This window comes from Roseburia sp. OF03-24, from assembly GCF_003463035.1.
GTDB lineage: Bacteria > Bacillota > Clostridia > Lachnospirales > Lachnospiraceae > Roseburia > Roseburia rectibacter.
Map to the genome: position 1 here is coordinate 26,254 of NZ_QSCK01000012.1, position 15,555 is coordinate 41,808.

Below are 15,555 nucleotides of genomic sequence, written 5' to 3' on the forward strand. Positions count from 1 at the left end.
TGACGGAACTGACAGAACCCCAACCCCCGAGTCGAAACTCAACAGCTCCTTTTGATGTTATTAATGATACGGGATAATTGTGACCATTTCTTGACTGGAAAATGAAGGAAATCTTAAAAACAGATAAGAAAATTATAAAGTCACATATGCGGGAGGGCAGAAATAGGGTATAATGTGCATAAGCAATGAGCAGTGCCAAACATGGAAATGACAAAAAAGACTGCTTGCAGGCGCTTTTTTGTTATTTTTATGTTTGATAGGGCGAATGCCCGTCAGTCCGGAAAATCTCTGATTTTTCGGACGTGCACTGCAGTTTGAAGTATTTATGATATAATAAGACTGCCGAGCGAAGCGAGTGTAGATCACGATCATGTGCTGCTTTTGCGCATGATATAATGTGCATAGAAGTAAACAGTATGGAGCAGAAAGATTTATGAAAAAGTATCTTGATAATGTGCGGCGTATAGCGCCGTTAATTCATAATATAACAAACTATGTGACGGCAAATGATGTCGCAAATGTTCTTTTGGCATGCGGAGCAAGTCCTATCATGGCAGACGAGGAAGCAGAGGCAGAGGAGATTACGGCACAATGCATGGGACTTAATTTAAACCTTGGAACGCCAAATCAAAAGAAAATTCAGACTATGTTAAAAGCGGGGAAGATGGCAAATAAACGGAAGCATGTGGTGGTGTTAGACCCGGTTGGAGTGGGGGCAGGCAGTTTTCGCAGACAGGCAGCAGAAGAACTGTTAAAAGAAATACATTTTGATGCGGTCCGTGGAAATATTTCTGAGATCAGAGTGCTGGCATCATTATGTGAATCAGAAGAAAATAGCGGAAAAGGCGTGGATGCAGACAATACAGACAGAGTGACAGAAGAAAATTTAGCACAGAATATCGCAGCGGCAAAGATGCTGTCACAACAGTTGAAAACGATCATTGTGATTACCGGAGCTATTGACCTTGTAACGGATGGCAGTAAATGTTATGTGATAAAAAACGGCAATCCACAGATGAGCCGGATCACCGGAGCCGGGTGCCAGCTTTCTGGTATTTTAACAGCTTTCCTTGCAGCAAATCCAGAGGATAAGTTACAGGCGGCAGCGGCAGCAGTGTGTATGATGGGATATGCAGGGGAGCTTGCGGCGGAAAAAAGCGGGCAGTCAGGCAGTGGGACTTACCGTGTGAGCCTGATGGATGCAGTGTCATGTATGGATGGAGATATGTTAGAGAGAGGAGCATGTTATGAGATTCGATAAAAAGCAGTTATTATTATATGGGGTAACGGATCGAACCTGGTTAAATGGCCAGACCTTGTATGAGCAGGTCAGACAGGCATTGGAGGGTGGAGTTTCTTTTTTACAGCTTCGTGAGAAAAATATTTCAGAACAGGCATTCTTAGAGGAAGCAAGAGAAATACAAAAACTGTGCAGGGAGTATCAGGTTCCATTTATCATCAATGATAATGTAGATCTTGCATTAGAGATCGATGCGGACGGCGTGCATGTTGGTCAGGATGATATGGAAGCCGGGGAAGTACGCAGGCGGCTTGGCGCAGATAAGATCATCGGTGTTTCGGCACACTCGGTGGAAGAAGCACTGCGCGCTGAAAAATGCGGGGCAACTTACCTTGGTTCCGGGGCAGTGTTTGGAAGCGGAACCAAGAAAGATGTCGGAACATTAGACCATGAAGTGCTAAAAGAAATCTGTGCAGCAGTGCAGATCCCGGTAGTTGCGATCGGAGGGATCAGCCGGGATAATATTTTACAGTTAAAGGGCACGGGGATTGACGGAGTGGCTGTGATCAGCGCTATTTTTGCACAGAAAGATATCCGTGCGGCATCAAAGAAATTGAGGGGGCTGTCGGAAGAAATATGCAGATAAGGAACATACAGGGGGCAATCTTTGATATGGATGGAACACTGCTTGATTCCATGCCGGTATGGGAACATGCGAGTGAGCGCTATCTGCAGAACAAAGGAATCAAGGTAAGGGAAAGACTTTCGGATATCTTATTTTCCATGAGCATGCAAAAGGGCGCAGAATATGTGAAAGAAAATTATCATCTCGCAGAGTCAGTTGATGAGATTGTGGCGGGCGTGAATAACATTGTCTATACTGCATATGAAAAAGAGGTGCAGCCCAAAGAAGGTGTAAGAGAGCTGTTAGACACTTTGCAGGTAAATGGGATAAAGATGGCGGTGGCAACTTCGACTGACCGTCCTATGGTGGAAGCAGCATTGAAACGTACCGGACTGTTTTCCTATTTTGAACAGATATTCACATGTACGGAAGTTGGCAAGGGAAAAGTGGCTCCGGATATATATTATGCAGCGGCTGATATTCTTGGGACAGAGCCGAAAAATACGCTGGTGTTTGAGGATGCACTGTATGCGATCGGGACGGCAAAGAAAGCAGGATTTGTGACAGTCGGGGTTTATGATGATGCGAGCAGAAAAGAGCAGGGAAAGATAAAGGAGCAGGCAGATATTTATCTGGAAGGATTTGTGAGTGCTGTGGAAAGTCTGCAACGGTAACATAAAAAGTCTCATTTACATGGAATTTACAAATTTTACGTGGCGTCGTATAAAAAACTGTGCTATGATAGATAATATTGAGGTACAGTGTGAAAATAAGATTTTCACATGCAGGAATGAGGATTATTATGATTCGCAGAGCAGAGTTAAAAGACATTCCGGCATTGATGGATATTTATAACGATGCCATTTTACATACAACAGCAACATTTGATACGGAAGTCAAGGATTATGAGGATCGTCTGGCATGGTTCCATGCGCACACGGGACAATATGTGATCTTTGTATATGAAGAGGCAGGAACAGTCGCGGGTTATGCCTCTCTTTCGCGTTACAGGGAAAGGAAGGCTTTTGACCCTGCAGTTGAGATCTCTATCTATATTCATGCGGGTTATCGAGGGCGTTGCATTGGCTGCAGTCTTATGGAGAAAACATTGCAATATGCAAAAGAATGTCCGCAGATCGGAACGGTTATTTCACTGATCACAAGTGAAAATGAAGTCAGTATCCATCTGCATGAACGTTTTGGTTTTTCTTACTGTGGTCAGATCAGACAGGCAGGCGTTAAGTTTGGGAAAAAACTGGGCTTAAACGCATATCAGATCATTTATGACAGAGAAATTGAATAGAAAGCTTCCCGGAAAGATGTAGTGTGCAAAAATCTGGCATAATACATGGCAGTATCCCGGGAAATTGAGGAAAATGCCATGATAAGATATTTTAAGACAGATAACCAGAGGATTCATGAGGAGGAAAAAATCGGTGATGGCGTATGGGTGCAGATGCTCCAGCCGACGCATCAGGAATGTGCCGAGATCGCAGAAGTATTGAATGTAGATATTGAGGACATCCAGGCCGCACTCGATGAAGAGGAGAGTTCCCGTATCGAACTTCAGGATGGTTATACACTGATCTTAGTCGATATCCCAACCGTTGAGATACGTCATGAAAAACAGAGTTATACGACAATCCCGTTAGGTATCATTTTAACACAGGATGTGATCGTGACGGTCTGTACGGATGATACACCGGTGCTGCAGAATTTTGTAAACAACCGTGTGAAAGAGTTCAGCACAAAGAAAAAACTGCGTTTTGTATATCAGATATTATTCCGTACGGCGACAAATTACCAGATGAATCTGCGCGTGATTGATAAGAAAAGAACAGAGATTGAGGAACGGATCGGAAAAAATACAGAAGATATCGATCTGATCGATCTTCATGAATTAGAGTCTACATTGGTCTACTTTGCAACGTCCCTGCGTGCCAACGGCGTTGTCTTAGACCGGTTGACCAGATATAAACGATTAGAGCAGTACCCGGAGGATAAGGAACTGTTAGGAGATGTGATCGTCGAAAACCGGCAGGCAATCGAGATGACATCGATTTACCGTGATATCATCAATGGTACCAGGGAACTGATGTCATCCGTGATCGACAACCGATTGAACAACGTTATGAAATATCTGACATCCATCACGATCGTTATGGCGATTCCGACCGTTATATCCGGTATTTACGGAATGAACGTCAATGAAAAATGGATGCCGTTTGCAAATACACCGCATGGATTTTTGATCATCTGTGTTCTGACACTGCTGATCTGTTTAGTCACAATGCTGGTGCTTCGGAAGAAGAAGATGCTGTAAAATATTAAGGAGTTCTGCAACAACAATTTTGGTTGATGCAGAACTCCTTTTTTGGAGAACATTATGCTGAAAAGTAAAATCCAGACAGTCTTTAGTTTCCTTCAAAGCGTCCGCTTGCGCCACAAGGCAGCACTAGTCCATTGGAGGATACCGGCAGACCGATCTCATCTGCGGTGACGGTTCCGTCATATTTTTCTAATGCAGTTGCGATCATATAACGCAGCACTGCTGGCTGAAGTCCGGTAGTGTAAGAGTTTACCAGAAAGAACAATGGCGTATCTGTCAGTAACTGTGCACAGAGCTTGATCAGCGGATACACAGATTCCTCGATCTTCCAGATCTCACCCTTAGGACCTCTGCCGTAGGATGGCGGGTCCATAATGATCGCATCATAGTGATTGCCACGGCGGATCTCACGTTCTACGAATTTCACACAGTCATCTACGATCCAGCGGATCGGTGCGTCCGAAAGACCGGAGGATGCAGCATTTTCTTTTGCCCAGGTAACCATACCTTTTGAGGCATCCACATGTGTGACAGAAGCTCCGGCTGCGGCAGCTGCAAGTGTTGCACCGCCGGTGTAGGCAAAAAGGTTTAAGACCTTGACCGGACGTTTTGCAGAGCGGATTTTATCTGAAAACCAGTCCCAGTTTACTGCCTGTTCCGGAAAAAGTCCGGTGTGCTTAAAGCTGAATGGTTTCAGTTGGAATGTTAAAGATCCATAACGAATACTCCACTGTTCCGGCAGATCAAAAAACTCCCATTCGCCACCGCCTTTTTTACTGCGGTGGTAGTGGGCATTCATATGTTTCCAGCCTTTTTCTTTTTTTGGTGTGTCCCAGATGACCTGTGGGTCAGGACGCACAAGTGTATAATTGCCCCATCGTTCTAATTTTTCACCACAGGAGCAGTCTATTACTTCATAATCTTTCCAGTTATTTGCAATCCACATAAAAAATCCTTTCATAATCATTCTACTATTCATGACAATAGAATATTCGCGAAGCGTATTCTATTATTTACGTTTCCAGGTTGACGGCATCAGAAGAATCATCATCGGAAACAGTTCGAGTCTTCCGGCAAGCATGTCAAACATCAGGATAAACTTGGAAAACGGAGAGAAAATTGAAAAATTCTGTGTCGGACCGACCAGATTTAAGCCCGGACCGATATTGTTTAACATTGTGACAACGGAAGTAAAATTTGTTGTGAAGTCAAATTCATCCACACTGATAAGAAGCATGGAAGTTAACAGCAGTACAAAATAAACGACCAGAAAAACATTTGCAGAACGTAAAGTCTCATGATCGACCGGGTGTCCATCCATACGGATTTTTTTCACCTGACGCGGATGGATGATCAGGGAAAGCTCCTTACGGATCGTTTTTAATAAGATCAGGATACGGGACACCTTAATACCACCGCTTGTACTGCCGGCACAGGCACCGATAAACATTAGTGTAACCAGCAAAGTTTTTGATAAAGCCGGCCAGAGATCAAAGTCTGTAGTCGCATATCCGGTTGTTGTGATAATGGAGCCGACCTGGAAAAAAGCATGACGCACAGTGTCACCTAACGTTGGGTAAAACGAACGGATATTCCAGGTAATAATACACACCGATCCAAGTATAATGGCAAGGTACCAGCGGACTTCTTCTATTTTAAAGAAGTCTTTTAATTTGCCTGTCAGAATATAAAAATACGCAGTGTAGTTGATGCCGCTTAAAATCATAAATACGGTGATCGTAATCTGTATTGCAGGGGAATAGCTGGCAATACTGTCATTTTTTATTCCAAATCCACCAGTGCCTACGGTACCAAATGTAGTAGTCAGCGAATCGAATAGGGGCATGCCAAGCGCCCGCAGAATCGTTGCTTCACAGATCGTGATGGCAATATAAATACCGTAGAGGATTTTTGCAGTGTCTTTCACATGTGGAACCAGTTTACTTACAGAAGGACCAGGGCTTTCGGCTTTCATGAGGTTCATCGAAGAACCGCCCATCAGAGGGAGAATCGCCATGATAAAAACAAATACTCCCATACCGCCGATCCAGTGTGAAAAACTGCGCCAGAACAGGCTGGCTTTTGATATACTCTCCACATCGGACAGGATGCTTGAACCTGTTGTGGTAAAACCGGAAATCGTCTCAAACAGTGCATCTACATAAAATGGAATATCTCCGGTCAGTACAAAAGGAATAGCACCAAAAATACTCATGATGATCCAGCTTAAGGCAACCGTCACAAACCCCTCCCTGGTGTAAAGGTTTGTAGAATGAGGCTTTTTATGTGTCAGAAGCATACCAAGTACCAGACATAAAACAGCAACTGCAAGATAAGAGACAGAGGCTTTTTCCTGGTATATCAGCCCGACCAATGCGGGAAGGACTAAAAACGCGCTTTCGAATTTCAAAACACAGCCTAAAATATATAAAACGATCGAATAATTCATTGCCGTCTACTCCTCCAGAATCTCTTTGATATCGGAAATACGATAACCGGAAAGAACGACTAAAACGGAGTCACCAGCCATCATGATATCCTGACCACTTGGGATGATGACTTTGCCGTTACGGTAAATACAGCAGATCAGAGTGTTTTTGCGGAAATGCAGATCGGCAAGCGGGATGCCGGCAACGGCGGAATCTGCCTTGATGATAAATTCTAATGCTTCTGCTTTACCGTTTGCTAATTTATAAAGTGTTTCCACATTGCTGTCCTTGGAATTATAAGTTGAGCGTACATATTTTAAAATATAGTCAGAGGTAATAATACGCGGATAAATAATGCTTCCAAGATTCAGCTCATTAATGACGGAATGAAAATTGATCCGGTTGATCTTTGTTACAGTCTTGGCATTGGAGACATCATTTGCATAGAGGGAGAGAAGGATGTTCTCTTCGTCTAAGCCTGTTAAGGCTGCAAAACCCTGTGCATGTTCAAGACCTTCCTGCAAAAGGAGATTCTGATCGGTTGCGTCGCCGCAGATTACAGTGGCATGCGGCAGCAGTTCACTTAATACATCGCAGCGTTCACGGTCTATCTCAATGATCGTCACGCGGATACCCGAAGCAAGCAGACTTTTTGCCAGATAAAAGGATACTTTACCGCCACCGGCAAGAATGGCATTTCCAACACGGTTTTTTACAATACCGATCTTGCGGAAAAAGTCGATCGCATTGCGGCGTTCTGATGCTATCGCAACCACATCGTTTTCCTGAAATTCAAAATCACCATTTGGAATGATCACCTGATCGCCACGGATAACCGTGCAGACTAAGACATTACTGTGCAGTGTCTGATGCAGGTTAAACAACTTTAAGGCGATAAGCGGGGAACCTTTGGTAACTTTAAAATGCAGCAGTTCCACGTGACCTTTGGCAAATGTATCCACGCGGATCGCAGATGGAAACTGGAAAATACGTGCGATTTCATTTGCAGCGGCAAGCTCTGGATTTATGATCATTGCAAGCCCGAATTCTTTTTTTAAAAATTCTATTTCCTTATTATATATAGGATTGCGCACACGTGCGATCGTCTGACAGTGACCTGTCTTTCTTGCGATCACACAGCAGAGAAGATTCTTCTCATCGTCACCGGTCACAGCAATCAGAAGATCGGCGGTCGTGATGCCGGCATCAATCAGTGTCTGGTGGTTGATTCCGTTTCCTACGATGCCCATCGCATCGAGATTATTTGTGATGGCGGAAACCTTTTCCGGTTTCTCGTCAATGACTACGATATCGTGGTCTTCGCTGCCAAGCTGTTCTACGAGCGTGTAGCCCACCTTGCCACAGCCTACGATAATGATCTTCATGATATGATAACTCCTCTATTGATAATATTCTGGATTATGTGAAACTATAGTCTGCAAGCAGTCTTTTTGTTAGTTTCAAGTGAAACTGTAGTCCGCAGTGCACGTCCGTAAAATCAAAGATTTTCCGGACTGACGGGCATTCGCCCTATCAAACATAAAAATAACAAAAAAGAGCCTGCAAGCAGTCTTTTTTTGTCATTTCCATGTTTGGCACTGCTCATTGCATACGCACATTATACCATATGCGTGCAGAAATGCTACTAAATTTAGAAACATTAGCGGAGATATCATGGATGTGTATGCGCTTAGTGCGAAATAGGTGCGTAAATTTTTAGTGTTTTGTGTCTGAATCTGATAAAAAAATATTTCCAAATAACTATATTCAATAATTTATTATTTGTTTGACAACACTGGCAAAACCTCAATATATCCCACTATGCCCATATTTATTAACTACACATTTGAAAATATTTTGTGTTATTGGTCTGGCATCTTGCACAAAGTCGAAGCTAATTCTGTGACTTTGGGAGAAAATTACTCCGGCTTTGCGCAAGATGCCACTCACAAGCCTACGAAATACCATTTGGACGGGAGACTCATGTCATAAACACACCATCATTTGTTGTGCAACTTATTCTCCATGTAAAAATCATACAGTTTTTCCGGTACCGGGGATAAGAAATCTGATGTATATTAAAAGTATCATCAGATTTTTGCGTAATAATAGTGTTTTGATAAATACAGAGAACACATTATAATATGTGAAACAGGAATCGATGCATTGAAAAAATAGTGTAAAGAGGGGAAAATACATGTTTACAAAAAACAATACCATGAATGAAATTTTAAACACAGAACCAGTCAGCCGTGCGATCGGCAATTTATTTCCAACCTGTTTTTTAAACCGTGTGCCACTGGAACACAGAGATCATACGATGGCGCAGATCGAAAAAGAAGAAACAATGGAATGGGGAGCCCCGTTTTTGGCGGACGCTTTTTTAGAGTGTGCGAATCTGATCAAAGAAACAGCGGAGACAAAGAAATTCAAATATATTCCGCTCTGGGGCGAAACAGATGACGCGTCTGCAGGCGCTAAGATGCCGCACTGGGAAAATGGTATTCCACAGTCGGATTTAAATACAGAGGAAGGCGTCTGGTTATTTACCGGTGATCCAGCAGTAGATAATGAAGCATTTGCGCATACAGCAGGCAGCGATTCTATTCCTCCTTATGAATCCACGGCGGTCGCAGAGGAGAAAAAAAATAAAACAGACTTAAAGCCGGCGGTAATTCTCTGTCCCGGCGGTGGTTACGAGATGGTGTCCTTTTATAATGAGGGACTTCAGCCTGCACAGCGTATGGAGCGTGATGGCGGCTACAAGGCATTTGTTTTATGTTATCGGATTCGTCCGAACTATTATCCGCTGCCCCAGATGGATCTTGCAAGAGCAGTTATGTATGTGCGGGCACATGCAGCGGAATATCAGGTAGACCCGGAACGGATCGTGATCATGGGTGCGTCTGCAGGCGGTCATCTCTGTGCAAGTGAAGCGCTGCTCCATGAGGAATTAAAGGAAAATGTACTGGAAAACCTTGCAAAATTCCAGAAAGCTGATATGGTAGAACAATACAGAAAAATTTCTGCCAGACCGGATGCCATAGGACTTTTGTATCCTGTTATCAGTTTTACTTCGGAATATCACGAGGGAAGTTATCTTTATAATACCAATGAGGAAACAGGACTGCGTGAAAAATTATCGGTAGAGTTCCATATCACACCGGATTATCCAATGACCTATGCCTATGCAAATGCGGATGACGGCTGTGTACCGGCGAGCAATACCGTGCGTTTAAATGAAGCACTTGAAAAAGCAGGTGTAAAGCATCTGTGTGAGGTATATCCGACCGGAGATCATGGAATCGGGCTTGGATACCATACTTCCGCAAAAATGTGGAGTGAAAATATGCTTGCTTTTTTCGATAAAAATTTGTAAAACAGGGCTTTCAGTTAAATGTATAGATCAATCAGTGTTTTGAACTAATGTATAGATCAGTCTGTGTATTCCGGGCAGAAAACATAAGAGAGGAATATCGTATATGTTACAGGATATCAATGAGATTTCAGATGGAAAAATATATGGCATACATGATATGGTACGTGTTGGCTGCAGTGACTGTGCAGGCTGCCATAGCTGCTGTGAGCAGATGGGGGATACCGTTTTAGTTGATCCATACGATTGCAAAAGATTAGAAAAAGAGCTGGGGATGGGCTTTGAAGGACTGATGCAGTCTTATGTCGGACTTCATGTGGAAGATGGTCTGATCATTCCTCATTTGAAAATGCAGGAGCAGACGGGCACATGTGTATTTTTAAATGAGGAGGGAAGGTGCAGTATCCATGCATACCGTCCGGGAATCTGCAGATTATTTCCTCTGGGAAGAATTTATGAGGAGCAGGGTGTTTCCTATTTTCTGCAGAGTGGTGCCTGTGAACGCGGTAAAACGAAAATCAAAGTGGAAAAATGGTTAGATACGCCGCAGTTAAAACGATATCAGCAGTTTTTGACAGAGTGGCATAGTCTGAAAAAGAACATGCAGGAATATTTAAGCCGTATGACGAAAGAGGAAGAAAAGAAAACAGTCTGTATGATGTTTTTGCAGATTTTCTTTTTCCGTCCATACGATAGCAGGCGGGATTTTTATGAGGAATGGGGGGAGCGGAGAAAACAGCTTCATTCGCTCCTGCCAGAATAAAATGTTGTGTTATTCTGATGTTTTTTTAAAAATACAAGTGGGTAATTAGTAACAGAAAAGGTTGATATTCTAACAAAAAGTGCTATGATAATATCCGGCTGAAAATTGAAATTTCAGAGAAGCCTCTGAAGAAGAGGATAATGGTGTGAAAAATACATTTTTCACATATAAGATTTGTGCTGAATGGCAGCGCAAGAATGGGGATATAATATGAAGTACTTGAGACAATTTATGATTATTTTGTTGTTTTCTTTTCTGGGAGAGCTGTTAAAATATGTACTCCCGTTTCCGGTACCGGCAAGCATCTATGGTCTGGTTCTTTTATTTATTGCACTGGAAACAAGGATTCTTCCGCTTGCAGCAGTCAAAGATGCCGGAAAGTTCATGATCGAGATCATGCCGCTTATGTTTATTCCGGCCGGTGCGGGACTCATTGATGCGTGGGATGCACTGCGCCCGATCTGTGTACAGATCGTGGTGATCATGGTGGTATCAACGATCGTGGTTATGATCGTATCCGGTCATGTGACGCAGTTTGTCATGCGCAGAGGAAAAAAGAAAGGAGAACAGCAATGAGAGAGTTTTTATGTGATTCCGTATTTTTGGGTGTTGCGATCAGCGTACTTGCATATGAGCTTGGCGTGTTTTTAAAGAAGAAATTAAAACTTGCGGTATTTAACCCGCTTCTGATATCGATCGTTGCCGTGATCGTATTTTTAGTTGCATTTCATATTCCATATGAGCGTTACAACGAGGGCGCAAAATATTTAAGCTATCTTCTGACTCCGGCAACGGTATGTCTGGCAATCCCGCTTTATGAGCAGTTTGAACTGCTGAAACAGAATGTTGCCGCGATTTTTGCTGGATTGATTTCCGGTGTTCTGACGAGTGTGATCTGTGTTCTGGTCTTATCACTGTTATTCCATTTTGACCATGCGCAGTATGTCACGCTTCTTCCAAAATCGATCACAACGGCGATCGGAATGGGAATCTCGGAAGAACTTGGCGGTTATGTCACGATCACGGTTGCGGTCATCATTATCACCGGTATCATCGGAAATGTGTTAGCAGAGACAATCTGCCGGGTTTTTAAGATCGAAGAACCGGTGGCAAAAGGAATTGCGATCGGATCATCTTCACATGCACTCGGAACGGCGAAAGCACTGGAACTTGGTGAAATCGAGGGCGCGATGAGCAGTCTTTCCATTGCGGTGGCAGGTATTCTGACGGTAATCGCTGCACCGATTTTTGCAACGATGTTGTAAATATAATGCCGTGATTTTATTAAGGTGATTATTAATATTAAGCCGAATATAGAATGTGAAATATCAGAGATGGTATTTCACATTTTTTTTCGATTTACATATCATAATATGAAAAAGTTATGGTTGGAAATAAAGATATGTATTGTCAGAACAAAATTGTGCATACGATACAGGCAGGCGATTCCCTGTATAAATTATCGAGACAGTATCACACGACAGTGACGGAACTGATTCTTGGAAATCCGGGAGTCAATCCATATAATCTCCAGATCGGGATGCAGCTTTTTATCTGCCCGGGAGAGGGATATGTGCCTCAGCAGAATCCGGGAGGCGGAAACATGGGAGGAGGAACAGGCAATCCGGGAGGCGGAAGCATGGGAGGAGGAACAGGCAATCCGGGAAGTAACAACGAGACCGAATCGGAGCGTGAGGATTCCATCCTCCGTCTCAACGAGGATATGCGTCTTGCGTGGTTAAATCATGTTTACTGGACCAGGATGTATCTGATGAGTGCAGTCGCAGATAATGCAGACCAGCAGGCGGTGGAAGAACGGCTGCTTGAGACTGCAGACGAGATCACGGATGTGTTTGCAAGGTATCTTCCGATCGCAACGACCAGACAGCTCCGCAATCTTCTGACCGAACATATTGAAATCGGCGGTCAGATCATTCAGGCATTGAAGGCAAAAAATATGTCTGACTATGATGCACTGGTGAAGGAGTGGTACCGCAATGCCAATCAGATGGCAGCTCTTTTTGCCAGTCACAATCCGTATTTTGAGAGCAGGGAAACCAGAAATATGCTGTTAAATCATCTGGATCTGACCAGGGAGGAGATTGAGCAACAGGTCAATGGAGAGTATGAGCAGAGCATTGATGTGTTTCGGGACGTAGAGCAGCAGGCACTTGCGATGGCGGATTACTTTGCGAGAGGACTGCTGGCAAGATAAAACGTATAGATTGAAGCCTTCTGCTAAATGCAATTCAACGGATCATTCATTCGTTAAAGCAGATAGAACAGCTGCAGAAAAAGCCCCATGCGGTAGAGTATGTTTTCAGACCGCATGGTGGAACAGCAGAAATACACAGGGGTATTCCGGACGATTCGAAAAATGCCAAAAGTAACGGAATCGCAAGATTTGCAATAAAAACAGCAATTAACTTGAATTGCCAGTAAAAAAATGTACATGCTATAATGCAATTATCAAGATTAAGGGGGAAAAAGATATGCCAATGCAGATGGGTTTCCGCTGGTATGGCGAGGGCAATGACAAGATCAGCCTTGCTGATATCAAACAGATTCCGGGTGTGACGAGCATCGTGTGGGCACTGCATCATAAACTGCCGGGAGAAGTGTGGACAGTAGAAGAGATTGCAGAAGTGCAGAAACAGCTTGAGCCATATGGTTTTAATATGGACGTTGTGGAATCAGTCAATGTACATGATGATATCAAGATCGGACTTCCGAGCCGTGACCAGTATATTGAAAACTATATCCAGACAATTAAGAACCTTTCCAAATTCGGTGTCAAGGTTATCTGCTATAATTTTATGCCGATCTTTGACTGGACGCGCACGGATTTATTTCATCCGGTAGGAGATGGTTCGACAGCACTTTATTACGAAGCAAGCAAGATCCATGATGATCCGAAGGAAATGGCAGACTATATTTTAAATAATTTACATGGAATGACATTTCCAGGCTGGGAGCCGGAACGTATGGAGAAACTGGACGAGCTTTTTGCAGCTTACAAGCCGGTGACAAAAGAAGTATTGTGGGAAAACTTAAAATATTTTCTTGAGGCGCTTATGCCGACCTGTAAAGAATGCGATATCAAAATGGCAATCCACATGGATGATCCGCCATGGGATATTTTCGGACTTCCACGTCTTCTGACCTGCGAGGAAAATATTGACCGTTTCTTAAAGATGGTTGACAGCCCGTACAACTGTCTGACACTGTGCTCAGGGTCTTTGAATGCCGACCCGGGAAACAATGTGGCAGATATTGTCCGCAAGCATTGTGACCGCATTGCGTTTGCGCACATCCGCAATGTAAAACATTTTCCGAATGGAGATTTTTCGGAGGCTTCCCATCGTGACTGTGATGGTGATACCGGAATCCTTGACATTTTAAAAGCATACCATGACTGCGGATTTGAGGGTTATATCCGTCCGGATCACGGACGCCACCTCTGGGATGAAAAGCCGGGCAATGTCCGTCCGGGTTATGGCTTATACGATCGTGCACTGGGTATTATGTATATGCTCGGCGTGTGGGATATGCTCGATAAGCTGGATGAAAATAAATAAGCATAAAATATGCATAATTAGGGACTGCCGTATGGCAGTCCCTTGTATTATGGAAAAGTCCGTGGCATATGCCGCGGATTTTTGTATGCTTATCTCTGGTTATCAAAAGGGCATTATTTGCCAGTCAAAAAATCTGAAGTTACCTTTTGACACCTGAATCCACATCAGTAAAAATCATGCGTTTCTTTTTCACGGGTCCGGAAGCTGCGTGGAGAGATGCCATATTCTTTCACAAACGCTTTGTAAAAAACAGAATAATCACAAAAGCCGCACTGTTCGGCAACTTCTTTCAATGGAATGCCGGAATTGATCAGATTTTTAGATTCGATCAGTCTCCGCTGGGTAACGATTTTGTAAAAGCCGGTGTCAAGCTGCTTTTTAAAAAGCTGGCTTACTGTCGACTGGCTTACCATAAACTGCGCTGAAATAGATGCGAGGCTGAGGTCTTCGGATAAATGCAATTCAATGTAGTTGAGAATCTGGTCTAACAGGCCTGTATTCTCCGGTTTGGGGATGTCTGACTGCGGATGGTCGTTCATACGGTAAAACAGACAGAACAACTGCAGAAAAAGCCCCATGCGGTAGAGCTCGCTTCCAAGACGCATGGTGGAACCCTCGTACAACAGTGCAGCCAGAAGCTGGTCGATCTGGTTTAAGAGTGTTCCTTCCGGGCGGATGACATAGGGGAGCTGCTTTTGTGGTGCATATTGGGAGGAGCCTGCATCCGCAAAGAAGTTCTGCTTACAGGTCTCAAAAAAATCGTTGTTGATCCAGAGTACGGTTCTCTGATAGGGTTCCCGAAGCTGCTCTAAAAATAAAGGGCGGTGGCTGGTGCCGGGGGGAACGAGGATGATATCATTTTTGCGGATCTGGTAACGGGTGTTTCCAATGAGATATTGCAAGTTTCCACTGCGGCAGAAAAGAAGTTCGTAAAACTCGTGGCTGTGGAGGGTTACATAGTCTTTCGTGTAACTGGTATCCTCATGTACATCCAGATAGGGGCTGTCCATTTCCAGTTCCTGGTATCCGATCAATTCCCCACCGGCAGTCAGGATGCCATCGAGCGTGGAAATATACGGAGGCTTCATCGAATCCTTATGTTCCATTAAAAAACGTTTCATTTGGCTATATTTCATAAAAACTCCTGTTCTGATTTGTTATATTTATACAATCCTACAAATATTGTAGCACAATAAATGTAAGATATGCAATGTA

15 protein-coding genes are annotated in these 15,555 nt (G+C 43.5%); 11 read left to right on the plus strand and 4 right to left on the minus strand.

The window, feature by feature from the left end; genetic code table 11:
* The first annotated feature begins 433 nt into the window (after positions 1 to 433).
* From thiM to DXA60_RS07635, 5 genes are all read left to right on the plus strand, one after another.
* Positions 434 to 1,261 carry a hydroxyethylthiazole kinase gene (thiM, locus tag DXA60_RS07615; protein WP_117920708.1) on the plus strand — a complete coding sequence of 276 codons (828 nt, stop codon included), beginning with the start codon at positions 434 to 436 and terminating at the stop codon, positions 1,259 to 1,261.
* Positions 1,248 to 1,886 (plus strand): thiamine phosphate synthase, encoded by a 639-nt coding sequence (gene thiE / locus DXA60_RS07620; protein WP_117920709.1) that lies wholly within the window; start codon positions 1,248 to 1,250, stop codon positions 1,884 to 1,886. Before thiM ends, thiE begins: the two co-directional genes overlap by 14 nt.
* Complete coding sequence (locus tag DXA60_RS07625; protein ID WP_117920710.1) at positions 1,877 to 2,539, plus strand: HAD family hydrolase; 663 nt, start codon at positions 1,877 to 1,879, stop codon at positions 2,537 to 2,539. The genes thiE and DXA60_RS07625 overlap by 10 nt, the downstream gene beginning before the upstream one ends.
* A gap of 128 nt (positions 2,540 to 2,667) precedes the next feature.
* Complete coding sequence (locus DXA60_RS07630) at positions 2,668 to 3,168, plus strand: GNAT family N-acetyltransferase (RefSeq protein WP_243006813.1); 501 nt, start codon at positions 2,668 to 2,670, stop codon at positions 3,166 to 3,168.
* A gap of 78 nt (positions 3,169 to 3,246) precedes the next feature.
* A complete protein-coding gene (locus DXA60_RS07635; RefSeq protein ID WP_186900054.1) occupies positions 3,247 to 4,188 on the plus strand; it encodes a magnesium transporter CorA family protein in 942 nt (313 codons plus the stop codon).
* A 91-nt stretch (positions 4,189 to 4,279) separates the two neighbouring features.
* Here the strand turns inward: DXA60_RS07635 and DXA60_RS07640 are convergent, their stop codons facing one another.
* The 3 genes from DXA60_RS07640 to trkA form a co-directional block, all read right to left on the minus strand.
* Positions 4,280 to 5,140: a class I SAM-dependent methyltransferase gene (locus DXA60_RS07640; protein ID WP_117920713.1), complete on the minus strand. Its 861-nt coding sequence runs from the start codon at positions 5,138 to 5,140 to the stop codon at positions 4,280 to 4,282.
* 63 nt (positions 5,141 to 5,203) lie between these two features.
* Complete coding sequence (locus DXA60_RS07645; protein ID WP_117920714.1) at positions 5,204 to 6,643, minus strand: TrkH family potassium uptake protein; 1,440 nt, start codon at positions 6,641 to 6,643, stop codon at positions 5,204 to 5,206.
* Between the two features lie 6 nt (positions 6,644 to 6,649).
* Entirely contained in the window at positions 6,650 to 8,008 is a 1,359-nt protein-coding gene (trkA, locus tag DXA60_RS07650) for a Trk system potassium transporter TrkA (protein WP_117920715.1), read from the minus strand.
* Positions 8,009 to 8,820: 812 nt separating this feature from the next.
* On the opposite strand from trkA, the gene DXA60_RS07655 reads away from it, so the two are divergent.
* The 6 genes from DXA60_RS07655 to uxuA all read left to right on the plus strand — a co-directional run bounded on the left by DXA60_RS07655 (position 8,821) and on the right by uxuA (position 14,340).
* A complete protein-coding gene (locus DXA60_RS07655) occupies positions 8,821 to 10,002 on the plus strand; it encodes an alpha/beta hydrolase (protein ID WP_117920716.1) in 1,182 nt (393 codons plus the stop codon).
* Positions 10,003 to 10,105: 103 nt separating this feature from the next.
* Positions 10,106 to 10,762: a YkgJ family cysteine cluster protein gene (locus tag DXA60_RS07660; protein WP_117920717.1), complete on the plus strand. Its 657-nt coding sequence runs from the start codon at positions 10,106 to 10,108 to the stop codon at positions 10,760 to 10,762.
* Between the two features lie 210 nt (positions 10,763 to 10,972).
* Complete coding sequence (locus DXA60_RS07665) at positions 10,973 to 11,338, plus strand: CidA/LrgA family protein (RefSeq protein WP_117920718.1); 366 nt, start codon at positions 10,973 to 10,975, stop codon at positions 11,336 to 11,338.
* Positions 11,335 to 12,027 (plus strand): LrgB family protein, encoded by a 693-nt coding sequence (locus DXA60_RS07670; protein WP_117920719.1) that lies wholly within the window; start codon positions 11,335 to 11,337, stop codon positions 12,025 to 12,027. The genes DXA60_RS07665 and DXA60_RS07670 overlap by 4 nt, the downstream gene beginning before the upstream one ends.
* 119 nt (positions 12,028 to 12,146) lie before the next feature.
* A complete protein-coding gene (locus DXA60_RS07675; RefSeq protein ID WP_117920720.1) occupies positions 12,147 to 12,977 on the plus strand; it encodes a LysM peptidoglycan-binding domain-containing protein in 831 nt (276 codons plus the stop codon).
* 283 nt (positions 12,978 to 13,260) lie between these two features.
* Entirely contained in the window at positions 13,261 to 14,340 is a 1,080-nt protein-coding gene (gene uxuA, locus DXA60_RS07680; RefSeq protein ID WP_334294387.1) for a mannonate dehydratase, read from the plus strand.
* A gap of 164 nt (positions 14,341 to 14,504) precedes the next feature.
* Here the strand turns inward: uxuA and DXA60_RS07685 are convergent, their stop codons facing one another.
* Positions 14,505 to 15,476, minus strand: a complete 972-nt coding sequence (locus DXA60_RS07685; RefSeq protein ID WP_241070865.1) for an AraC family transcriptional regulator — start codon at positions 15,474 to 15,476, stop codon at positions 14,505 to 14,507.
* Between the last annotated feature and the right edge of the window lie 79 nt (positions 15,477 to 15,555).